This is a genomic window from Rhizobacter sp., assembly GCA_021153565.1.
In the GTDB taxonomy this organism is placed as follows: domain Bacteria; phylum Pseudomonadota; class Gammaproteobacteria; order Burkholderiales; family Burkholderiaceae_C; genus Albitalea.
This window is the reverse complement of the sequence record JAJKJU010000090.1, coordinates 1-21,415: the sequence shown is the minus strand read 5'-3', so window position 1 is coordinate 21,415 and position 21,415 is coordinate 1. Positions and strand designations below refer to the sequence as shown.

The window sequence follows — 21,415 nt, the reverse complement described above, 5'->3', positions numbered from 1 at the left end:
TTTCGAGGAATTGATTTCGGCTCGCGTGCGCGGCGTCGTTCGGGCTTGCGGATGGACTCGACTCACTGGCTTTTCTCGTGTTGGAAGGCTTCGATAACACCACGCAAAAGGTCTCTGGCTCGGAACAGCGGCCAGCTGCGGATTGGCACATGATCACACGGGATGGGACACCTAGATGTTTCGTCGCCGGGTTGGTAATTGGCTGGTTTTTCCCAAGTGTCGTCCGCGCAGGATTGCTCAGCTCGTGCCGCGTGATGTTGGGACCTCCTGAAGGCGGTCGGGGTGGCAGGGAATCATTCAAAAAGCTCGCGGTAAGCGCCGTAGGCTCGCTGAGCATCTCGATCAACCCGGCACACGTGCTTGGTTCATTCAGAAAGCTCGCGGTGTGCGCGGTAGGCCTTTCCTGTTGCATCAGCTCGGCAAGCGAGTGGCGCGGAGAAAGAGATGCCGCCGGACTCTCGCCAGTCGTCGGAGGCGACTTGTGGGAAAGGACCAGGAGACCCGACAGCGTAGAACCGATGCCGTGCAATGAACTGGGGCTGCGCGACGTCCGGACGGTGTTTTCCGCAGTGCGTGGGATCGACGATGGTCCACTGCAAAGAATCTTTTTGAAACTCATGATGGGACTCAATCCTTACGTAATGGCAAAGCGATCCACGCACTCTGGCCCATCAACGAAAGTTTTGGGTAACGTCGCGAACCCAAGCGCGAATTCGCGAAGTCGTTGCGCATTGATGAGAATTGAACCCGCCGCCGGCCCAAGTGCCACGTCCCAATACGGCGGGCTCGAAGAGACTTAGCGCAGGCTCAGCGCCCAAGGCTATCGCCACCGTTGCAGCGTGCGGCGTGCACGGCCCAAGCTCGCGCGCAACTCGTCGGATGGAGCACTGACTACCTCGCAGCCGTGCTCGGCCTGACTTGTTTCGGGCGCCGCTGGTGGCGAGAGGTCTTCGTGCGAACTCCATTCCTGGGAGATCGAGCGGGCGCGCTTCATGCCGTCTAACCATCATCAAGCTCGATCATCGGCCCCTCGAAATGATTGCTCACACTCACAGGCGATTCGGAGACATTTGTTGGCCACCGAATCTGCGGCCACTTGAACGAAAAATGTTGACACCGCCCGGGATTTGGAGATGGTGCGCACGCTGAACGTTGTCAGATCGAATTCAGCGACGGTTTACATAATACACAGCGTGTGGTGGTTGCCCCGAGAGAGTAGGGGCGGAATGCAGGCGAAATCCGCCTGCATGCACACACTCAAATGGACCCGAGACGGTCGGGTCGAATAGCTCGCAAGCATCATCGGTAAGCACCCCGCGGTAACAACCGCGAAGGAGGTGCAATGCCGATCAATCGAATTTTTCCCGGCGCCGATGGCGCCGTTTGGGTGACCCCAGTAGCCGGAGGTCGCCCATGATCACTTACGCAGTGGTCTCCACGAAGGGGGGTGTGGGCAAGACGACCCTCACCGCCAACTTCGCCGCCATCTTGGCCGACTTGGGCCTGCGAGTACTGATGGTCGATGCCGACCTCCAGCCTTCACTTTCCCGGTACTACGAGTACAGCTTGCGCGCTCCCAAGGGGCTGTCTCACATGATCATGAGCGGTGCGGTCTCCGACGACTGCATCTCTAAGCTATCGCTGCGTCCAGCACACTGCACGGTGCCTCGGCTACCAAGCGGCACGCCGCAGGGACAGCTGGACATCATCGCATCCGACGGTCCGGATGGAACTTTGCAGCAATGGCTCGGCGCCCGTATCGATCGCGGCGCTCGCATCAAAACGCCGCTGCACAACCCGTGGGTGGCGGACCGCTACGACATCGTCTTGATCGACACCCAAGGGGCCGTTGGCCACTTGCAAGACGCTGCCGTGCTGGCGGCCGATATCCTGATCTCGCCGGTCTGTCCGGACATCTTGTCCGCGCGCGAGTTCACCTCGGGCACGCTGGAGCTGCTCGAGCGACTTGAACCGAGCGCCAATGTGGGGCTCGCTGTTCCGCCGATGAAGGCAGTCATCTATCGCACTGAAAACACGGTTGACAGCCGCGCTCTTTCGTCGGTCATCCGCGAACAGTTTGTCCAGTTGCGTGGTCGCGTCTCGGTCTTGGAAACACAAGTTCCCAGCGCCGTGGCCTACAAGAAGGCCGCCACCAATCAGATTCCCGTTCACTGGATGGATCCGGTACGCGCGGGAGACACCATGCATCGCTTGTGCTGGGAGCTCGCGCCCATGCTCCAAGGCGTGCGCACTTCCGACGTCGAACAGACCTCACCGGCAGAGCCGGCGGTCGAAGCTGCGGAGTGATGGGTATGACCGCCAAGACACCGGAATCGCTCACCGCCACCGGTCGCGCCGCTCAGTTGGGCATTCCTCCGGTTGACGCCAAGCCAAGTCAGAAGATCAACGTTCACGAGATGCGGGCGCGCGTTGCCCGCGAGGCGCTTGGCGTTCCCAGGCCCGCTACAGCCTCGAACGATCTTCAACAGGATGACGAATTCGATGGCTCGCAAATGGTGCTGCCGAGCGATGAAATCCGCGCCTACGAACACAATCCTCGTACGACCGAGAACCCCAAGTACGCCGCCATCAAGGAGAGCATTCGCGCCCAAGGAGTGACCAACCAGCTTACTGTCACTCGACGCCCGGGCCAGAAGCACTACGTCCCGTTCTCTGGCGGCAACACACGGCTGCAGATCGTCCACGAATTGCAGGACGAGACCGCAGAAGCTCGCTGGAAAACGATGTCGGTAACGTTCCGCAAGTGGCCCGGCGAAGCCGCTGTCATTGCGGCCCACTTGGCCGAAAACGAACAGCGGGGCGACACCTCCTTCTGGGAGAAGGCCCAAGGTCTTGCCAGCCTGAAAGATGAGCTGGAAAAGGAATCCAGCAAGGTGCTGACGGCTCCGGAACTGGCCAAGGAGGCCAAGCGGCTCGGCATGGACTTCGGCTTGTCCACCGTGCAAAACCTGCTCTTTGTCGTCGACTATCTTCAGCCCGTCGGCCCTTGGCTCCGCGCCGACATGGTCAAGACGACGCTCAAGCCTGCCATCACCAGCTTGGCGGCCCTATGCGACCAGCTCGGAACGGGTTGGGTGGCGTTCCGCAAGGTCCTCGCGAATTGTCTGGATCTGACCAGCGACGTTCTTCGCGTCCAGGCCCAGGAATCCTCGCCCGGCGAGGTGTCTCTCGATGGTGAGGAACTGGTTCGATCGTTCAACACGGCCATTGCGGCACTGCTCAATGTGCCGGAGAAGCAACTGCCATTGATGCTCTCTGCGCGAGCGAACAATCCGCGACTGAGCGCGACCGAATTGCGCAAAGTCGGAAGCTCCTTGCCGACATTTGCTGGCTCAGTCAGTGGCGGATCTGCTTCCAACAGCGAAAGTGACGCTGGCGGCGCGGCTGCATTGGAAGCCAACGAACAACCGCCCGCCACCACGCCGGCCCGTCCCGTGTCATCGGCGCCCCAAGGTCAACAACTCCCGCTATCGCCCGCGATGCTTGCGCCCGTCGCGCATAGTGCCGGAACGGGCGCCGACGAGGGTGTCGTCGAGCGTCCCATGGTCGATCCTACGGACCCGCGGAATGCTCATGGGACGATTCAATCGATCCTGCTGGACATCACGCGGATCGCGGAACTGGGCGACGTGGTGGCGATCTGCGAATCGATGCCGCTCGGCTACTACGTCGAGTTGCCCGAAGCCGGCATTGAAGCCATCGATGGTGAAGCGCCGGCCAATGTGAAACTGCGCAAGGCGGCTTGGCACGTCCTGGCAGCGCTTTCCGGTCAGTTCGATCGGCGCCTCAGTCCACGTCTTCCCAACGACTCGGTATGGAAGGCTGCGGCGCAGTCGTCGTCTGGCTTCGCAGCCCAATACGAGCTACTGGTGATGGGCGTCGCCCACCCGGCGCCGTTCATGGCCGTCGCTGACGTGCACGATTTCTTCTGGCACCCGCAACTGGGCGAGTTGTTCCTGCAGCTGTGGTCGTGGGCGCTGCACTGGCGCAAGGCGGAGCCGCAGCGCTTCTTCGACCAGCTCGAACCGGTTTTCGCTTGAGGTCGGCCCCATGTTCGAGAACACCGGTCCCACGCTCAACCGCTCGTTCCTGCTCCGCCTCGTCGAGCGCATGCTTGAGCGAGATCCGCATTTTCTCGACGCGTTGCGTCGGCTGCTGGCGCGTGATGTCGTCAATGGGGCGAAGGTGGAGCAACTCGTCATCACGGTGAGCTTCGACAGCGCCGCCGTGATGGCGGCGTTTGGCCGCCTAGACGACATCACACACTGAGGTCTACCGCATGTTCGCCATTACCTGCCCCACCCTCAAGCGCTTGATCCTGGAGCACTTGGTCGAGCGCATGGAAGAAGGACCGGATGCCCTGGATGAACTACTGCGCACCGGCGTGGATCCGCTGCTGCTCGACATGCTTCGTCAGCGCCCGGCGCGAGATTTCGTCAACGCGGCGAAGGTGGAGCAACTCGTCATCACGGCGAACTTCGACGGCCGAGCTGTGATCGCATCTTTTGGCCGACTCGACGCCATCAAGCGCGACAACGAGATGCGCGAGTATTTCGTCATCAACGGAGCTCCGCCGGAGTTGCTCTCACAGCTGTTCAAGCTTTCGGTGGACGAAATCCGCACCCTGCGCAGCGTGCTTTTTAAGGGCACGCAATCTGGCAGGCCGAAATTCCCGCCGGTGGCGCTGCGTGAGCGTATCCATAACGACTGGGCTCGGCTTGCCAAGGAGCAGCCGGCGGCCCAAGTACGCGAGCGGCTGTACCAACTTCACCTCCTGCACGACGCTTGGACCATCCAGTCGCTTTGGTGCACTTTGAATGAGTTCGAAGAGAACCCCTCGGTGCGTCGCCGTTCGGCGCGCTGATTTTCACCAACCGGAGCCCACGATGCCTGTATTGCAACTCCCCGCCGCGCCAACCAACCGGCAGCAGCGCCGTGCGAAGGCACGCCGCGGGCCTGTACTCATGCAACGAACAGCGTCGCCACGCATCGGTGCGAGCACGCCGCCAGTCTTACCGGCCACGCAGCTCACGCCCGAGCAGGCGGTTTTGCTTGACCTGTATGGCCAGACTCCCGTGGCATTTCACCGGGTCTTCGTCGACCTGACTGCCAGCGTGACGGCGGCACTTTGGCTCAGCCATGCAGTCGCGTTGGTGCAGCAGCGAACCGGCCAGGAAGGGGCATTCCTGCTTTCGCAGGAAGATTGCCATCAGGCCACTGGCTTGTCGCGTCGAGAGCAGGAAAGCGCCCGCGCCCGACTGCGCGAGATCGGGTTTCTCACCGAGCAGCGCCGAGGACGCCTGGTTGAACATCGCATCGACATGGAACTGCTAGCGCAGCGCCTGTTGAGTCACAGCGCCGGAGCTTGGTCCTTGTCTGCGCGAAACGTGGCTACCGGAAGCGGCGCTTGATGCCACGTCCGAAACCTCTCTCGTATCTGTCGGCGCCGCCTGCCACGGCGCCTGAAAGCGCGAGCCCGGCCCCGCCCGCAGCACCGCCAGGACGCGAGCACAGCGAGGTTCACGCTCGACTGGTGCAGCGCGGCTACGTCCAGTATTACCAGGTCCTCGCCGACCGGGTGGGCGGCTTCAAGCCCGCCTTGATGCTTGGGCATGCCCTGTACTGGACCCGCAATTGGCTACAGGAACACCCTGAACGTGGCGGCTGGTTCTGGAAGACCGCGAACGATTGGGCGGATGCAACCGGGTTGAGCTCCCGTGAGCAGGAGAGCGCCCGTGCCGAGCTGCGCAATATCGGTGTCTGGCAAGAAAACCTCACTGGCTCGCCCGCCAGGCTGTACTTCCGCATCGATCTTGCCGCGCTGGCTGCGACGCTCGGAATCGCCGGGTTGGGCACCGACGATCCGCCGCATTGGGAGAGCGTCGCCAAGGTGCTCGGCGCGCCCGTCATGTACTTCAAGGCGCTCGCCGATTTGGCTGGCGGCGTATCGGCCGGCCTGGTGCTCTCCCACCTCATCGGACTGCAGCGCTCGGCGGCACTCCATCGTCACCTCGATCTGCAAGGCTTCTTCCCCGCTCCGGTGGAAGATGCCCGCATTGCGCTGGGCCTTGGCACCAAGGTCCAGCGCAATGCGCGCGATGCGCTTAAACGAGCAGGTTTCGTTCAGGAGGCTTGGAGTCAGGAGCAACGGCCAAAGTTGCTGGCGCGCCTGAATCTGCAGGCCATTCTGGCGTGCTTGTCCGGCCAAGTTATGCCGCAGCGGCGCGGTCGCAAAGCCAAAGCCACCAGTCACGCCATCGAGGCCGCACCGCTGCAGCACTCACTCCTTCCAAACCGGGCTCAGATCGTCGGACAGGACGGCAACGTCACCCGCGTCGTGCGTCTGCTCGACACGGGATCCAACGCTCCTGGATTGCCCGTCCGTCGGCTGTTGGCGCAACAAGCAAGCAGCGACTCGGCACTGCACGACGATGGCGGAAACCGCCATTCAAGGGTTGCCCTTTTGTCGAAACAACAAGCACTTAGCGACGCCAAGGGTTGCCCTTTTGTCGAAACTAGAGTTGCCCTTTTGTCGAAACTCTATATACAAAACAACATTACAAATACAACTACAGCGCGTGCGCGCGATGGAAGCCTTGACGAGTTTGCAGGGCTGAGTAGTTGTAGGACGTTGGATCTTCCCTTCGAGCAAGACAAACTCGCTCAGGAATCGACAGCACAGGCGATCCCTGCCCCCCAATCGGCGCAGGCGGCTGGGGCACCTCGAATCGTCGCCGAGTTGATTCTGCCGGATAAGCTGGATGCCTCACTGCACGATGGAGCATTGCGCCTCGTGGCCGTTGCGGAGCCCGATCTTCAGCAGCGCTTGCTGGACGAACTGGCTGGGAATCTCGGCAGTCCGCGCAAGACGATTCACAACCCGCTGGCTTGGTTAAAGGGGTTGGTCGATCGATCGCTTGAGGGCAACGTCGTCTTCACCTTGGCTGCCTCTGTGGCGGCAGCCCGCCAGTCCCGGCAGGCTGCCCAAGCACGGCTGGCCACGGCGATGAATACGGGTCCTGTCATCCAGGCCAGCAGTGAGGCGTCGCAAGTGCCGAAGCCCAACGAAGCAGCAAGTGCTTTCCGAGTTCGATACCAGCAGCAGCGTCGCGACATTCTTGGTCGGCAAGTTGGACTGTCAACGGACCCAATGGAGCAGTCTGGCCCCTTGCAACCGGCGAACTCTGTGAAGGAATTCGAGACAGTCTCCCTGCGGAATATGGCGGAAGAAGCCGGAAGCAGCGGTGTCGCGAATACGAACATCGCATTCGACGCCCACCGTGTAGCAAATCCGAACAATGCATACACGGGATGTGCTGTCGCAGATTCGAACAGCGAGGATGCATGACAAGCCCTGAATTTTTCGCCGCCTTGATGCACCGCCTGCGTGACTACGACGAGGGTGTTTTGCTCACCTACTTGGTGGCCCAAGGTGCGACGGAAGTACCCGTGCGTTCTTCGGTCACCAAGCTGGGAGACAACCAGCTCGGTGGCCTGATGTCCCGAGATCGGGTCCATCGCGCCTCTGCGCGCTTGGTAAAGCGCGGACTGCTGTGTACGCGGGTGCACCCAAAGACTTGGACTGAGTACACCGTCCCGACAAAGGCCCTCGTCGAGCTCCTCGCTGAACCGCTACCGGACGTCGAGTCCATTCCCGGTGTCTCAGATCGCCCAATTCCTTTCCTGGTCCGGCTGCAAGCAGAGTCCATCGTGGACGCTGCCAAGGCTGGTGCATCACTCCCACCTTCATCGGAGAACGTCAAATGACGGCTATCACAAAGCCTTCCCGCCGCAAGCCTGCCGCTGAGCCAGAAAATGCGGACACGCCCACCGTGGCGTCGCTTACGAGTTCCCTGCAATCGATTGGAGTGCCCGGGCCGCTGGCCATGGGTGGCGTGTCGATCGACTTCATTCGAGAGGCAGCATCGCCATTTCTTGATGGCTACAGCATCACCGGGGAGCGCACGGCGCTGGCCGAACTGCTGGCCGCCGATGAGCCAGATGAAAGCGACCCGCTGTATCCGCGTCTGTTGCTGCTCGATGAGCGCGAGCGCGAGTTGCGCGACATGGAGACGCGCTGGAAGTCGCGCAATGGCGCCGACGAGGTCGTGAAGATCGACGAGGCGCGCTCGATGCGCCAACTCGGCTCGCTCGTGACCGAGGGCGAGGACTCGATGACCCTCCATACCAAGGAGGGCTATCGGCTGTTCGTCGGGCGTGCCAAGGATCCGCAAGGGGCCTACCCCGCCATCGTGGGCGGCAAGCGCATCGCGTCGGCATTGCGTTCGCTGTGGATGCTGACGAGCCTGGACAACCCGTACGCGGATTGGGCGCTGGTGCATCACGAACACACCCTGAGCTTGATGAAGGATCTCATCGAAAAGGAGATCAAGAAGGGCAAGGAAGAGTTGGAGTCAATGCGAGCCCGCGGGCTGTCGTATGGCCTGCTCGTGTCCGCTGAGCCAAAGAGCTTGGAGCTTGGCTTCAAGTCCCCGTACGGCTACGCCATTGCTGAGCTGATGGTCAGCTACGACTATTTCATCCGCCTGGTGAAAACGCTCGGCCGGAAGAACCTCATCTCGGATGACCAGGAGCGCATACGGATCCGCGAAGTTACCCGCGTGATTCGCCGCCACTTCGGCGAGACGGCGCGCTTCGAGCGTTGGCTCATGCGTCCCGAGCTTCGGGAGCTGGCGCGTGCGGACTTCATGCCGGGTGTTGTCGCAGAAGGGGCCAAGCGGGTGACGGCTGCAGCAGGAATCTTTGGACCCATACCCGCTGACATCTTTTCCGGCCGTATGGCGCCGCGCCATTCGCGCCGTCGCCTGCAGCTCACGGAGCAGGACAAGAAGATGCTGCTGCAAGTGAGCGCAGAGCTGGCCAAGGCTGAGGCAGCCGGTATAGCCGAATCTGCGGCTTCCGCTGAGGCCGTCGAAGCTGAAGCAGCTCAGCTGGTCTAGCCGAGTGCTGGGGCAAGTGGTCAAAGGGTTGATGCAAAAGGGCGAGTGATGAAAGGGCGTCGTGTGACCGCGATTCAGTCGGATAGCGATGTTGACATTCAGGCGCGCCCCGTCGCGTCTGAAGCTATGGACGGGCGTCAACACGGTGTTGACCCAAAGCGCTTTACGGGTAAGGGCGCAGCACGCCAGGAGCGCGACGCGCAGGACGAAGTTGACAAGGTCCATGCCGAGATGGTCGATTTGATCAAGCTGACGCACTCGATACCCGGCCGGCTGGTGCAGCTGTGCCTCCATCATCGTACGAAGACTACGCAGAAGTCCCTGCGCTGGCGCGATGCGGTGAGCGGCGGTCACCTGCCCTGGGATGGCATGGAGTTGCGATTCGCCGCCTGCGGTGCGCACGTCGCGAAGTGGTATCGCGAAGTCGACCATCTGGCTCGACAGCTCAACGAGCGCGAGAAGTCCGCCCGCTACGTACTCAAGGCGACGAAGCGCCTGAGCGCGACTGCCAAGCAGCAACCTGTGGAAGGGCGCCGCTGATGCCGACAGCAACCGGCCCCAATGTGTTGACAGGCAATATGCCCGAGTTTGAAGGCTTCTTGCCGGTGCGTACCGCCACGATGCTTTTGCAGATCAACGACTTGTTGATGCCATACGTCTTGCGGAGCATTGCTTTCGGCAACGTCGGCGTTGCACTCCAGTACAACGCTGAGATCTCTTTGGAGATGGTGCAGTGAGTTCAGTGTTGAACGCCACGTCCGGCCTGATCGAATCGAGCGGCACCTTTGCAGCCGATGGCAAGGCCCGGCACCTCGCAGCCAGCGACTCAACTTCGAACGTATCCGCACTGTCGCGCCTGAGCGAGTCGGCCAAGGCCGTGCGCGTTCCGATGACACCGGCGGCCTTCAAGACGGCCGCCTACGTCAAGGGCTGGACGCTGCGCGCGCTTGCAGATCGTTGGGGCATCACGCCCGCTTGGATGACGCGCTTGGCCGGCAATGTGAACCGAGCGGCGAATTTCGACGACGCTGTGCGCGGACTGCCGCGTGTTGGACCTCCGCTGCCGCTGCCGAGGGCGTGGCACGTCAACGAGACCGATGCAAAACGGCCGCTGGGCCCTGGGTTCCGGTACCACGGCTACTTGGTGATTGGCGCCATGGTGGCGGCATCGAAGGACATCGGTTCGATGGCCGAGGAGGGGATGCACGGAATCGTGGTGCATCTGTCCTTCGATCGATCGCAGGAGGTGTACCGCGTGGTTTTCGAGACTGGAGAGATCGAAGGATTCACACCCGACCTGGTCGACGAGTACCTGGTCGGCGTCGGACTGGAACGTAACGAACTGAAGCAGTACCGCTACGTCGATGACCAAGGGGTCAGGCAGGACTTTGCGCGAGGACGTTTCGTCTTTTGATGCAGAGCCATCTTCGAGTGACATGCGCGCTGGGCCCCGGCGCGCGTGCTGATGCAAGCCGGGGCGGTTCGAAAGGAGGAACAAGGACGACAGACAACGCTGTTGATGCAACCCAAGGACTTTTCACAAAAGGACAACCATGAATCATCTTCACTTCACCGGTCGGCTTGCCAAGGCGCCGACCTTGACCGGAAACGGTGACAAGGCCTATGCCAAGTTCACATTGATCCGCAACGAGTACGCCGGCAAAGACCAGGAAGGCGACCAGCTCGAAAAGCAAGTCAGCATCCAGTTCACCGCTTTTCGCCGCAAGGCCGAAGCAATCGCTGAGTATTGCCGCAAGGGCGACCAGCTCTCAATCTTGGCTCGGATCGAAAACAACAACTACCAGAAGGATGGTGTAGACCACTTCGACTTCAGCTTCGTAGTTGACGAGTTCGAGTTCGGCGCGCCCGGTGCCGAGAAGCGTTCCGAGCTCGCGAGCCGGCGACACGCCGACGCGCAAGTCTGACGCCACCGCGTTGAGGGTCCAGATGATTCCGCCCGTCAGTCACCCCAGCGCACACGAGCTGAAGGAGATCCACGCCATCGCGATCGAGGCCGCACACGACGCGCTCTTCGTTGGATGGTCCACGAGCAATTTCCATGGCTACCAGATTCACGCCCACAGCTGGTGCGAAGCAGACGGCACGCGATTGCGTGTCATCGTGTTCGATCGCGACGCCTCTCGAGCGCTCGCCGTCGAGCAACTGCACGCCCCTCTGTGGCTGAGTTGTGATCGTGGCTCTGAATCACAAGCCGGCACTCCGGATTGGGGCAGCGTGTCGATCGACGATTTGCGCACGTCTGATGTCATGGAGCTTCGCATATTCGGTGAACTCATCGTGCAGGAAAGGTGCTCATGACGCCTTCCACGCCTGAGGTCATCGTCGTCGCACCCGGATTTTTTGAGCGGGTCGGCGAAGTGATTTGCCGCATCGCGGCGTCGCGCAGTGAGCCGGAGACTGTGCATTTGCTGGGAGAGGCCAAGAAGCACCTTGGCGCCGACGCCGCAGTTTTCTGCAGCTTCTTGCGTGACGAGACTGCTCAGCTGCGATTCATGCTCGCTTGCGACCCTGGCTGGATTCACGAATACGAGCGCATAGTTTGCGCGAGCCATGATCCATGGATCATGCACGCCAGCGAGTCGTCTGAGGCGGTGTGCGGGTCGCACCTGAACATCCAATCGCATGCCCAACTGGAAGCGCTCTCGCTTGCCAGGCGCTTCGGGTTCGAGTCCACGCTGATCGTGCCCGCGCCATCCAGCGGCGGAGCCGCGCGGCTTGGCTTGCTCGTGCTCGGGTCTCGGCGCGAGGGCTTCTTCGAGTCGGAGCGCTACACGGCTCTCAAGGTCATGGCGCGCCCGCTTGCCATGGAACTGCACGGTTGGTGGGTTGCGCAGAGCAGGCGCGAACTCGTCATGCGCGCCAAACTGACCGACATCGATCTCGAGTTGCTTCGCCACCTTCATCGAGGACTGAGCAGCAAGCAGATCGCGAACGATCTGCGCAAGTCCACCAACGCCGTCGATCTTCTTGTCAGCCGGCTCACCGCCAAGCTTGGTGTTTCCAGACGAGGTGCCGCCGCGACTCTGGCCGCCGCCTACGGTCTCATCTAAGGGAGATATTCAATGAATGTTGGTCGCGGAAGTTCCACGATGCCAAATGCTGACTTCAATCACTTGTTGGGCAAGGCAAGAGACGGCAAGCTCGGAGGCAAAGATGCTTGGTCGGTGCAGTCGAGGGGCGAGAAGGTCGCGGTCGCTCTGGTGCTTGATCGCGCCGACTGGCTGCAGGACATGGGTTACACGCTTCCCGAGGCCATCGACCGCACGGGGCGGGAGTGGATCCTCCTTGTACCCCTGGTCGCGCGCGCGGCTGGCCGCAGGAGACTGTGGCAATGAACACGCCAAATAGCGAGCTGCAGGCACTTCGCATCCCCCCGCACTCCATTGAGGCTGAGCAGAGCGCTCTGGGCGGGCTACTGCTTGACAACGGCGCCTGGGATCTCGCGGCCGACGTGCTTAGCGACAACGATTTCTACCGGTTCGAGCACCGACATATTTACGCCGCGATCGGCACGTTGATTAACGCGGACAAGCCGGCTGATGTCATCACAGTGTTCGAGCAGCTGCAGGCGCTCGGACGTGCCGGAGATTGCGGTGGGCTGCCGTATCTCAATTCACTCGCGCAGAGCGTGCCGAGCGCAGCAAACATCCGCCGCTATGCCGAGATCGTGCGCGAGCGTTCGGTGTTGCGCAAACTCGTATCCGCCGGCGACCTCATAGCTACGGGCGCGTTCAACACGCAGGGCAAACCTGCTTCGCAAGTCATCGACGAGGCCGAGAGCCTCATCTTTCGCATCGGTGAAGAGGGTTCGAAATCGAAGCAAGAAGTTCAGAGCATCGATCACTTGGTCGTCAAGTTCATCGATCGGGTCAGTGTGCTGGCCGAGAGTGACGAGGACGTCACCGGGGTGCGGACAGGTTTCTATGACCTGGACCAGATGACCACAGGTCTTCAGCCGGGTGATCTCATTGTTCTCGCGGCGAGGCCGAGCATGGGCAAGACGGCGCTAGCCTTGAACATTGCTGAAAATGTTGCCGTCGACGGTGGCCTGCCCGTAATGGTCTTCTCTATGGAAATGAGCTCGGACCAGCTCACCCAGCGACTGATCGGATCACTCGGCCGTATCGACCAGCAGCACCTGCGGACCGGCAAGTTGGCCGACGACGAGTGGGGGCGGCTTTCTGAAGCCGTTGAGAAACTTGGCCGAGTGCAGATCTTCATCGACGAGAGTCCCGCGTTGACACCGAGCGAGGTGAGGGCGCGGGCGCGGCGCCAGGCGCGCAAGTGCGGTCGGCTTGGCCTCGTCGTTGTCGACTACCTGCAGCTCATGAGCGGCACCTCAGGGGCATCCGAGGAGAACCGAGCGACCGAACTGGGCGAGATTTCGCGCGGACTGAAGGCGCTGGCGAAGGAACTGCAATGTCCGGTAATCGCGTTGTCTCAACTCAATCGTGGCGTCGAAGGGCGCAATGACAAGCGGCCGATGATGAGCGATCTTCGCGAATCCGGCGCCATCGAGCAGGACGCTGACGTGATCATGTTTATCTACCGCGATGACTATTACAACAAGGAGAGTTCCGAGCCAGGCGTGGCGGAAATCATCCTGAGCAAACAGCGCAACGGCCCGACCGGGACAGTCAAACTGACATTCCTCAAGCCAATGACGCGCTTCGAAAATTTCGACCCAATGCATTGCTGACCGTACGCCGCGTTGTGCATGTCGTCAAGAGTAGTAAAGCTGCGTCTAGCCACCAATGGAGGCCCCCCGGCTCTGCCGGGGAGGCAGCTGAAGTTTGCGAGTACCGCAGCGGCCGTTTTGCACGAGCGCGCAGCGCCGACCGATGGCAAGGAGTCAGCCGCTTTGAGCGGCTCCAGTATCGAAAGCCCGGGCTTTGCCGGGGGATGGTTACCAAGAAGTGAATATGACGTCATTCGGGGCAATCGAACCGTCGACCAGTCGACCGAGGGGGAGGGCGCCGCCATCGGCACAAGAGCCTGGCTTATGTCCTGAGGCCCCATAGCTGGAGTCGACCGTGAGGTACCTCGGCATCGAGATCGATGACGCCCTCGAGATCTCCGAGCAGACCGAGATCTGAGGGCTGTTTACGGGCCGCCCCCGGCCATCGCGCTGGGGTGGCCGCCTCAACCGTCGATGAGCTCGCGCGCGCCGGCGGATGCGCCGTTTGATTTCCGCCAGACCAGCGTGAAGTTGTTTGCCGGCATCGGTACGGCCTCCTGCAGCGCAAAGCCTTCATTGCCCGCGACTTCCGCCACCTTGTCGATGTCGCGCACGCCCCAGAGCGGATTCCTTGCGCGCAGGCTCGCGTCGAACGATTCATTGCTCTGCGACGTATGCGCGCCGCCGCGCATGTACGGGCCGTAGGTCACAAGCACGCCACCGGCGGGCAGGATCCTGGCGGCGCCTGCCATCAACGCGCGCGTGGCCTCCCACGGGGAGATGTGGATCACGTTGATGCACACGACCGCGTCAGCCGCGGATACGGGCCAGGGACGCTTCGTGACATCGATGGCGAAGGGCGGCTTTACGTTCGACAGATTGCCTGCGGACGCCCACGCCTCGATGGAAGCATGGCGCTCCACGTCCATCTCGCTGGGCTGGAAGGTCAGGGCGGGCAAAGCCTTGGCGAAGTGCGCCACGTGCTTCCCGGTGCCGCTGCCGATCTCGAGCACGAGGCCGCGTGGCGGCAATACGCGCGCGAGCACCTCGAGGATCGGCTGCTTATTGAGCTCGGGGGCGGGGCGGTCTCGCGTGCGTCCATGCAGCGATGGTAGGCGAATGCACGGTCTCAAGTCGCGCGCGGCGCCTTAATCGCTCGGTCTGCTGCCTGCCGATGTGTACCCTCCGCTGCGGGGACTTCCTTCAGGTGCCTATGCGCGGGCCCGGCCGCAGCTCTGCGGCAACGGGATCAGCAAAGCGGATGTCTCTTCAGTGCTGACTCGCGCCGATCACGATCGTGAGGCGCTGTCACTTGATTTCGATTGATGGCGAATGACAGCTATTTGCCAGCAGACGATGCCGAACGGCAGATCTGCGGTGCATGCCGCGGAATTTCGGATGAGTGCTGCTGATGTTCGCGCTGATTCGATCCCGATGGCAACTGTGTGCAGCGTTAGCCGACCTTTGACTCCGCCTCACGTATGACAGCTTTTAGGCGGATAGCTGCAGCTGCGCACCGGCTCGGGCTAGTGATCGGGAAGCAGCGCTTGAGCGCCCTGCCACAACGCAAAGTTCGATGAACTTAAGCGGTGGCCTTGTCCGGCGCGAGCCGCACGACATTGGCCGAGGGTTCGACGGGGGTGCTGTTCAACAAGGTCTGCAACAGCCGGGGTTGTACGTGCATCTCGCGAGCAACCGCGGCCTCAGGCACGCCGAAATGCTCCCTCATGACTTTCAGGCTCTCCAGGACCACTTCAGGTTCCTCATTCGGAATCACGTGATCCTCCGTCTCGCGCAAGGCTTCGCCGTGCCTGTTCAGGCCGACATAGCCCGCCCGGGCCTGATCCTCGGTGAACAGTCCAAGCTGGCGAGCCCGGAAGATGATCGCGGCCTTGGAGACGCCCCAGCGAAGCTTAAGCTCCGATAGGCCTGCCCAGTTCAAGCGAGTGCCTCGAAGGGCGAGACGACACTCAGTGGCAAACGTACTGCGTGGCAGCAGCAGCGCGCTCGCGAAACGGTTGGCCTGCGTCTCAGTGAGGCGATCGCCCGTCAGGACGCCGATGTGCAGCGAGAAATGACCTAGCTCATGGGCGATGCCGAAGCGCTCGCGACAGGCCGAGCGGCCGTCGCCATTCAAGGCGATTAGAGGACGTTTGGTGGCAAATGAGATCGCATCGATTTCTGGCGCCAGCCCGCGCACACGCATGACGACGGCACCTGCGTTTTCGGCGATCCGCGTAACGCTGCTCAGCGGTCCCATCCCCAGGCCCAACAGCGACCGGAAGATCTCGGCAGCACGCTCGATGGCCTCAGTCGCCTCCGCGTCGGCCTCCTTCACTTGGTACGACGGCAGCTCGACATGTTCGTCGAGCACGCCGATCAGGCGCTTGAGCATCTCCCCACGGGCGCGGGCAACCTGGCGCAATGCAACCTTGGTCGTGAGCTGCCTGCGGAAATGGCATTGCTCGTCCGCGATGGGGTGGGTATCGATGCAATGGAAGAAGTCGGGCAGCACCTGCAGCTCCTGAGCCAGACTGGCTTGGAGTTGTGCCGAGGCGGCTTCCGCCCCGGTTTCGATGCGGCTCAGAAACTGTTTGGAGACGCCGACCTTGTCGCCCAGGTCCGTGAGCGACAAGTCGTGGAACAAACGGGCCAGTCGCAGATTGCTCCCAATGAACCCGGTGCTCATCGAAGGGCTTCTGCAGCCGCGTCGCCTTCGTCGCGGCGCTTGGGCGCGATCTGCGGCTTGCCCACCGGCACCGTTGGCGCCAAGGGCTGCTCGCCTTCCACCCGCAGCACGCGCACAGCATCGGAAACCCAGCGGCATGCGACCTCGCCGCTGGGCGTGAAGCCCAGGAACTCGACGCGCGGCTCAGCGGCCCCGTCCTGGCCGCGATCGATGATGAAGCAGAACCGGCCAGGCTCCCCCCGGCTGGCGAACTCGAGGAAATCCGTTTGGTAGCGGTTCGCCGTCAACACCGCATCCTTGGATGGGTTGGCCGGGTCGTCGTTGCTGAACCGGCACGGCACGCCGCCGATTGTGAAGACGACGTCGTTGTTGCCGTTGGGCAGGCCGAGCCAGGAATGCTTGCCGGACGCAGCTTCGGCCACGATGCGGCTGCGCTGCCGGCCAAAGGTCGTGCAACCCCGCGTGTAGCCGTTGTCGGTCGAGCGAGACAGGTCATCCTCGGTCGCGTAGAACTCGTCCAGCAGCCACGATGCCACCTCATGGAGGCGGTTAGAAGAGAGTGCGGGATTGAAGGCAACGGGCAGTGGCAAAGTCATTTGTGCAAATCCAATAAATCGTCAACTGAATTTTGGTGCGAATTTTCTCGTTCGTCAACCTCCCTCCTGCGGTCAAGCTCGTGCAGAAGCAAAATGTCAGAAACGGCAATAGAATTCTGACAAAAGAGCCTAACCCATGAGCACGCTCCCCCGTTCCATCCTGTCGCACGCCGAGTCCCAGCCCGAGGGCGGCGTGGTGTCGCCCAAGGAGTTTCTGCACCTTGGGAGCCGAGCTGCGGTTGATCAGGCGTTCTCGAGACTTGCCAAGGAGGGCAAGTTGCTTCGGGTGGCGCGGGGCACCTACGTCACGCCGGTTTCGAGTAGGTTCGGCACGCGCGCGCCAGCTCCTGAAAAAGTCCTGCAGTCTCTGGCCGCCCAAAGCGGTGAGGTGGTCACGCCGCACGGCGCCAACGCGGCCAACGCGCTGGGCCTGACACAGCAGGTGCCGATTCGCGAGGTCTATCTGACCTCGGGACGCAGCCGCAAGCTGAAGCTGGGCCGCTACGAGGTGACGGTCAAGCATGCTCCCCGCTGGATGCTGGCGCTGGGGGCCGGCCAGGCCGGCGCAGCCGTGCGGGCGCTAGCCTGGATGGGGCCGTCGCATGTGCGCGAGTCGCTCAGCGCCTTGCGGCGAACGCTGCCGCTCACGGAATGGCAGGCGCTGACGTCGGGCCGTGCCGGCCTGCCCTCATGGATGGCCAGGGCGATCGGCGAAGAAGCGATTCGTGGCTGAGTCCTACGTCTCACTCAGCGACGCGGACCGGGCCGAAGTCCTCGAACTGGGCCGGGAGCGGATCGGCCGCCCGGCCCATCTGCTGGAGAAGGACGTCTGGGTCGTCTGGACGCTTGGCACGCTGTTCGAGTCGCCGGTCGGCGCTGACCTGACGTTCAAGGGCGGAACGTCGCTCTCCAAGGCGTACAGGATCATCGACAGGTTCTCGGAAGACCTCGACCTGACCTACGACATCCGCAAGCTGATCGCCGACCTGACGAGGGGCGAGGAATTCTTGCCGACCAGCCGCAGCCAAGCAAGCAAGTGGACGAAAGCCGTGCGCGACCGACTTCCGGAGTGGATCGCTGGCACGGTGCAACCAGTGATTCAGGAAGCACTCGACCAGGCGAAGCTGGGTGCGAAACTGGAAATCTCAGGCGCAGACAAGGACAAGTTGCTGCTTCACTACCCCGCAGTCAAACAAGGGACCGGATATGTCGCTCCGGTCGTCACATTGGAGTTTGGCGGCCGGGCGACAGGCGAACCGCACGCGGCCATGCCGGTGACGTGCGACATCGACGGCCAAGTCGACGGCGTAACGTTCCCGATCGCATCCCCCGTGGTGATGAGCGTTGCCCGGACCTTCTGGGAGAAGGCAACCGCCACTCACGTCTATTGCGCCCAAGGCCGAATCCGCGGCGAGCGCTATGCGAGGCACTGGCACGACCTGGCAGCCATCATGCGAAGCTCCCACTTTGAGGCAGCCGTCAAAGACCGCGACGTCGGGCGCGCGGTAGCTGAGCACAAGTCGTATTTCTTCAGCGAGAAGGATGCCGCCGGCAATACGGTCGACTACTTCGCCGCCGTCGCGGGCACCCTGCATGTGGTGCCCGAGGGAGCCGCACGCGAGGCCCTGGCTGCGGACTACGCCAGCATGCTCGAAGACCAAGTCATGGTGGGGGATGCCCTGCCCTTCGAAGACCTCATGCAGGCCTGCGCGGAAGTTGCAGCCAGAGCCAACGGAGCTGCGAGGCCTTGAGCGGCCGGCCATGTCGAAGGCCGCCGGCCGCCTCGGCGCTTGGTGCGTGAACCGCATGCTGTCAGGCTTCCTCTTGTAGAGACCGTTGAGTCGTTGCGCGGGCCAGCCGGACGACGTTCAGTGAATCCGCCTTTGATCTGCGGCCCGCCCTGCTGACCGCGGCGACATCGCCGTTGTCGGCCGCGATGTGTCCTCTTCCAGGATCGACCATGACCAAGCCTGCCGTTGAATTCGACATCTCCGACAACGAGCTCCACCTCATCTACCGCCCGCGCGACGACACCAGTTGGGTTCGCGAAAGGTTCGGACGCGGCGATGAGCTGCTGGTGAAAGGCACGTTCCACCTCACGTCGCAGGACCTCGTCGAGGACGCTGCCGAAGGATCTACCAATTCCGCCGCCGATGACGATGACATCGTCGTGGTAGACGACGATCGATTGGTGTTTGCCATCGCGACGGCAGAAGGCGAGTACTTTCGGTTCAAGCCCCAGGTCCTTGGCTTTGAGACACCGGTCCTGTTGCATCGGGACGCACGCCCCGACTGGAAATGGTTCAGCGCCGAACGCAAGGTGTCCATCCTCGGCATCGTCCAAAGCCTTGATCTTGAGCGCATCGTCATCGGCGGCCCGGATCCGGACGCCATCCCGATCCCCGAATACGAGCGGCTGCTGAACCAGTTCCCAACGCCGCACGAACTGCGACGCTATGTCCAGGCGCGCGTCGGCACTGTGGTTCGCCAGTACACCGAACCAGTGATCGACGCCGAAGCGCTGCTCAATGTCTATGTCGAAAAGCGCACTTCGGCGACCGCACCAAACCTGGAGGCCCCCTTTCGCCAGTTCGACATCGCAAAATACGCCTTCGCTCTGGACCGGCTGCAGGCCATGCTGGCCAATGAGACAGGGCCTTCGGAGGCACAGTGCAATTGGAGATCGTGGAGATCATCCTGCTGCTGAATCCCAGGTACATCAAGGCCTTCACCGAGGTCAGGCTTTGGGACGCCGACGCCTCCACCTGGCGGCGCATCGACATCTTATTGGTCGATGCATCCGGCAACGTCGATGTCATCGAGATCAAGAAGCCGATGGGGAAGCCCATCATGCTGCCGGCACGTTACCGCGACCACCACCTGCCAATGCGCGACCTGGTCGGTGCCATGGGTCATGGTTACTCATTACCTGAGGCATCTGAACCGGTGGGGGCCGGCTGGCGAGGACTACATGACCCAGTTGTTGAGAACCGACCTACCAGCGGGCTTTAACATCCGGATCATCAACCCCTCGGGCATTGTGATCATGGGGCGTAGCAACACGCTGTCCGAGGCGCAGCGCCGCGAGTTCGAAGTACTACGCCGCGATTCCAAGGGTGTCGCGGACATCATCACCTACGACGACCTGCTGGCGCGGCTTCAAGCGGTGCTCGATCAACTGCGCAGCGGACCGGCCCTCAGCGTGGCACCAGCGTCTCTGCCGGCCGAATAGCTCGGCTTCGACACAGCGGTCCCGCCCGAACAGGCAAGATGCAAGACCATGCGGCTAGCTTCTTGGGAACCGGCGACTCAGGTATCTCACGAGCACACCGCTCAGCCCGACAACGAGCTCGGCCTCATTCGAATGCTGGCAGATTGCCCTCCACAAGATGCCTGCCGTAGTTGGTGTAGGACCAAGCCATCCCCGCGCTGAGGCCCAGGTCCACAGGAGGAATATGGAGCGCACTTCGCAAAGGATCATGCTGGGCTTCTTCGGCGGCGGGTAGCAGTAACACGCGCTGACCGCGCCTGGTCAGAGCTTCCTGATGTTCAACGGCTGCGACATCTACGGGTAGTGACTGGCCGTGCAAGCATGCCTGCGGCAGAGAGGCAGGCATCTCTCTGCAGTAAGCTGGCTACCGTGTGCTGTTGGCCGAAGGAGGCCCCTCGACTGAGGTTTACCTCCCGGTGAGCGTTCGCGCTGGAAGCGGTCACTCATGCGCGCAGAATCAAAGGTCTGCAATCAGTCTACAGCTGTCATTCGCGGGTGGTAACCGACGGCCCAGCGACCAGCGCGGCTGAACGACGGCATCAGCACGCGGCGAACTGTCGCTGCCGACCCATGGGAGCCGGCGGCGCCTTTCTCAGCGAACGACCGGTCCACCTTGGAACTTGACCTCCGCCGACGCTGCCAAGAAGGTGGCGTGACAGCGGTCGTTCGCGCATGGCGACGGACTATCGCGACAATTTCGGCACCGACCGGTTGCATCCGATGGTGACGAACTGGCGCTGCCGACCCAATGCGGGTACTCGCTGGTAGCGAATGCTGACCTCCGTGGTCGCGGCCTGCGATCGTCACGGCTCAATCTTCGACCGTCCGCTCAGTGGAATGTGGAATCGGATTAGCCCGGCCAACAGATCCATACGTGCGCGGGAGCGAGGTCATTCAGGGGCTGCCAGGCCACCCCGGCAAGTTCGAGCGTTGATCAGAAGTCCGCGGCGTATCCCAAGGCGGTGGAGAAAGTGCAGGCGCTACCGGAGGTCAAGGCCTTGTTGGCGCCTGCAGTTCTTCCTCGCATGCTTCCTCTGTACCGTACCGCCTCACAAACTCGCCCAGCGACATCTCCTTCAGTCTTTTCCAATTCAGGTATGAGCCTGGAGCGGCCTGAGATCGGCGACGCGAAGCGAGTCGATCTGTTGTAGACGAGGGCAGTGTATTGGGGCCCGGGAT

25 protein-coding genes are annotated in these 21,415 nt (G+C 62.1%); 21 read left to right on the top strand and 4 right to left on the bottom strand.

Annotation, left to right across the window (positions count from 1 at the left end; genetic code table 11):
* The coding region (locus AC30NL_RS05810) for a hypothetical protein (protein ID WP_489463065.1) at positions 1–619 on the bottom strand (619 nt) is incomplete at its 3' end.
* Positions 620–1,413: 794 nt separating this feature from the next.
* Between AC30NL_RS05810 and AC30NL_RS05805 the strand changes: the two genes are divergently transcribed.
* The 16 genes from AC30NL_RS05805 to dnaB all read left to right on the top strand — a co-directional run bounded on the left by AC30NL_RS05805 (position 1,414) and on the right by dnaB (position 13,701).
* Positions 1,414–2,307: a ParA family protein gene (locus tag AC30NL_RS05805; protein WP_489463064.1), complete on the top strand. Its 894-nt coding sequence runs from the start codon at positions 1,414–1,416 to the stop codon at positions 2,305–2,307.
* 5 nt (positions 2,308–2,312) lie between these two features.
* Positions 2,313–4,061 (top strand): ParB family protein, encoded by a 1,749-nt coding sequence (locus AC30NL_RS05800; protein ID WP_489463063.1) that lies wholly within the window; start codon positions 2,313–2,315, stop codon positions 4,059–4,061.
* A 10-nt stretch (positions 4,062–4,071) separates the two neighbouring features.
* Positions 4,072–4,290, top strand: a complete 219-nt coding sequence (locus AC30NL_RS05795; RefSeq protein WP_489463062.1) for a hypothetical protein — start codon at positions 4,072–4,074, stop codon at positions 4,288–4,290.
* Between the two features lie 10 nt (positions 4,291–4,300).
* On the top strand, positions 4,301–4,885 hold the full coding sequence (locus AC30NL_RS05790; protein ID WP_489463061.1) for an STY4526/YPO1902 family pathogenicity island replication protein: 585 nt from the start codon (positions 4,301–4,303) through the stop codon (positions 4,883–4,885).
* A gap of 22 nt (positions 4,886–4,907) precedes the next feature.
* Positions 4,908–5,432 carry a hypothetical protein gene (locus tag AC30NL_RS05785; RefSeq protein WP_489463060.1) on the top strand — a complete coding sequence of 175 codons (525 nt, stop codon included), beginning with the start codon at positions 4,908–4,910 and terminating at the stop codon, positions 5,430–5,432.
* A complete protein-coding gene (locus AC30NL_RS05780; protein ID WP_489463059.1) occupies positions 5,432–7,369 on the top strand; it encodes a hypothetical protein in 1,938 nt (645 codons plus the stop codon). The genes AC30NL_RS05785 and AC30NL_RS05780 overlap by 1 nt, the downstream gene beginning before the upstream one ends.
* Positions 7,366–7,788, top strand: a complete 423-nt coding sequence (locus tag AC30NL_RS05775; protein ID WP_489463058.1) for a hypothetical protein — start codon at positions 7,366–7,368, stop codon at positions 7,786–7,788. Before AC30NL_RS05780 ends, AC30NL_RS05775 begins: the two co-directional genes overlap by 4 nt.
* Positions 7,785–8,981, top strand: coding sequence for a PFL_4669 family integrating conjugative element protein (locus AC30NL_RS05770; protein ID WP_489463057.1), 1,197 nt, complete (start codon positions 7,785–7,787; stop codon positions 8,979–8,981). Before AC30NL_RS05775 ends, AC30NL_RS05770 begins: the two co-directional genes overlap by 4 nt.
* Positions 8,982–9,029: 48 nt before the next feature.
* Entirely contained in the window at positions 9,030–9,521 is a 492-nt protein-coding gene (locus AC30NL_RS05765; protein WP_489463056.1) for a hypothetical protein, read from the top strand.
* Positions 9,521–9,718, top strand: coding sequence for a hypothetical protein (locus AC30NL_RS05760; protein WP_489463055.1), 198 nt, complete (start codon positions 9,521–9,523; stop codon positions 9,716–9,718). Before AC30NL_RS05765 ends, AC30NL_RS05760 begins: the two co-directional genes overlap by 1 nt.
* Positions 9,715–10,395, top strand: coding sequence for a hypothetical protein (locus AC30NL_RS05755; RefSeq protein ID WP_489463054.1), 681 nt, complete (start codon positions 9,715–9,717; stop codon positions 10,393–10,395). Before AC30NL_RS05760 ends, AC30NL_RS05755 begins: the two co-directional genes overlap by 4 nt.
* A 139-nt stretch (positions 10,396–10,534) precedes the next feature.
* Positions 10,535–10,906, top strand: a complete 372-nt coding sequence (locus AC30NL_RS05750; protein WP_489463053.1) for a single-stranded DNA-binding protein — start codon at positions 10,535–10,537, stop codon at positions 10,904–10,906.
* A 22-nt stretch (positions 10,907–10,928) separates the two neighbouring features.
* The gene (locus AC30NL_RS05745) at positions 10,929–11,300 is read left to right on the top strand and encodes a hypothetical protein (RefSeq protein WP_489463052.1); all 372 of its coding nucleotides are present in this window, start codon (positions 10,929–10,931) and stop codon (positions 11,298–11,300) included.
* A complete protein-coding gene (locus tag AC30NL_RS05740; protein ID WP_489463051.1) occupies positions 11,297–12,052 on the top strand; it encodes a helix-turn-helix transcriptional regulator in 756 nt (251 codons plus the stop codon). The genes AC30NL_RS05745 and AC30NL_RS05740 overlap by 4 nt, the downstream gene beginning before the upstream one ends.
* Positions 12,053–12,091: 39 nt before the next feature.
* Positions 12,092–12,337 (top strand): hypothetical protein, encoded by a 246-nt coding sequence (locus tag AC30NL_RS05735; RefSeq protein WP_489463050.1) that lies wholly within the window; start codon positions 12,092–12,094, stop codon positions 12,335–12,337.
* Positions 12,334–13,701, top strand: coding sequence for a replicative DNA helicase (gene dnaB, locus AC30NL_RS05730; RefSeq protein ID WP_489463049.1), 1,368 nt, complete (start codon positions 12,334–12,336; stop codon positions 13,699–13,701). The genes AC30NL_RS05735 and dnaB overlap by 4 nt, the downstream gene beginning before the upstream one ends.
* Positions 13,702–14,144: 443 nt before the next feature.
* Here dnaB and AC30NL_RS05725 read toward each other — a convergent pair whose 3' ends face one another.
* From AC30NL_RS05725 to AC30NL_RS05715, 3 genes are all read right to left on the bottom strand, one after another.
* The gene (locus AC30NL_RS05725; RefSeq protein ID WP_489463066.1) at positions 14,145–14,786 is read right to left on the bottom strand and encodes a DUF938 domain-containing protein; all 642 of its coding nucleotides are present in this window, start codon (positions 14,784–14,786) and stop codon (positions 14,145–14,147) included.
* A 476-nt stretch (positions 14,787–15,262) separates the two neighbouring features.
* A complete protein-coding gene (locus AC30NL_RS05720) occupies positions 15,263–16,369 on the bottom strand; it encodes a helix-turn-helix domain-containing protein (protein ID WP_489463048.1) in 1,107 nt (368 codons plus the stop codon).
* A complete protein-coding gene (locus tag AC30NL_RS05715) occupies positions 16,366–16,965 on the bottom strand; it encodes a hypothetical protein (RefSeq protein ID WP_489463047.1) in 600 nt (199 codons plus the stop codon). Before AC30NL_RS05715 ends, AC30NL_RS05720 begins: the two co-directional genes overlap by 4 nt.
* A gap of 136 nt (positions 16,966–17,101) precedes the next feature.
* Here AC30NL_RS05715 and AC30NL_RS05710 point away from each other — a divergent pair, with 136 nt between their 5' ends.
* From AC30NL_RS05710 to AC30NL_RS05690, 5 genes are all read left to right on the top strand, one after another.
* Entirely contained in the window at positions 17,102–17,698 is a 597-nt protein-coding gene (locus AC30NL_RS05710; RefSeq protein ID WP_489463046.1) for a DUF6088 family protein, read from the top strand.
* Positions 17,691–18,716, top strand: a complete 1,026-nt coding sequence (locus AC30NL_RS05705; RefSeq protein ID WP_489463045.1) for a nucleotidyl transferase AbiEii/AbiGii toxin family protein — start codon at positions 17,691–17,693, stop codon at positions 18,714–18,716. The genes AC30NL_RS05710 and AC30NL_RS05705 overlap by 8 nt, the downstream gene beginning before the upstream one ends.
* A gap of 209 nt (positions 18,717–18,925) precedes the next feature.
* Positions 18,926–19,672, top strand: a complete 747-nt coding sequence (locus AC30NL_RS05700; protein ID WP_489463044.1) for a hypothetical protein — start codon at positions 18,926–18,928, stop codon at positions 19,670–19,672.
* Positions 19,636–19,977: a hypothetical protein gene (locus tag AC30NL_RS05695; protein ID WP_489463067.1), complete on the top strand. Its 342-nt coding sequence runs from the start codon at positions 19,636–19,638 to the stop codon at positions 19,975–19,977. The genes AC30NL_RS05700 and AC30NL_RS05695 overlap by 37 nt, the downstream gene beginning before the upstream one ends.
* Positions 19,880–20,197 carry a Shedu anti-phage system protein SduA domain-containing protein gene (locus tag AC30NL_RS05690; RefSeq protein WP_489463043.1) on the top strand — a complete coding sequence of 106 codons (318 nt, stop codon included), beginning with the start codon at positions 19,880–19,882 and terminating at the stop codon, positions 20,195–20,197. The genes AC30NL_RS05695 and AC30NL_RS05690 overlap by 98 nt, the downstream gene beginning before the upstream one ends.
* Positions 20,198–21,415 lie beyond the last annotated feature (1,218 nt).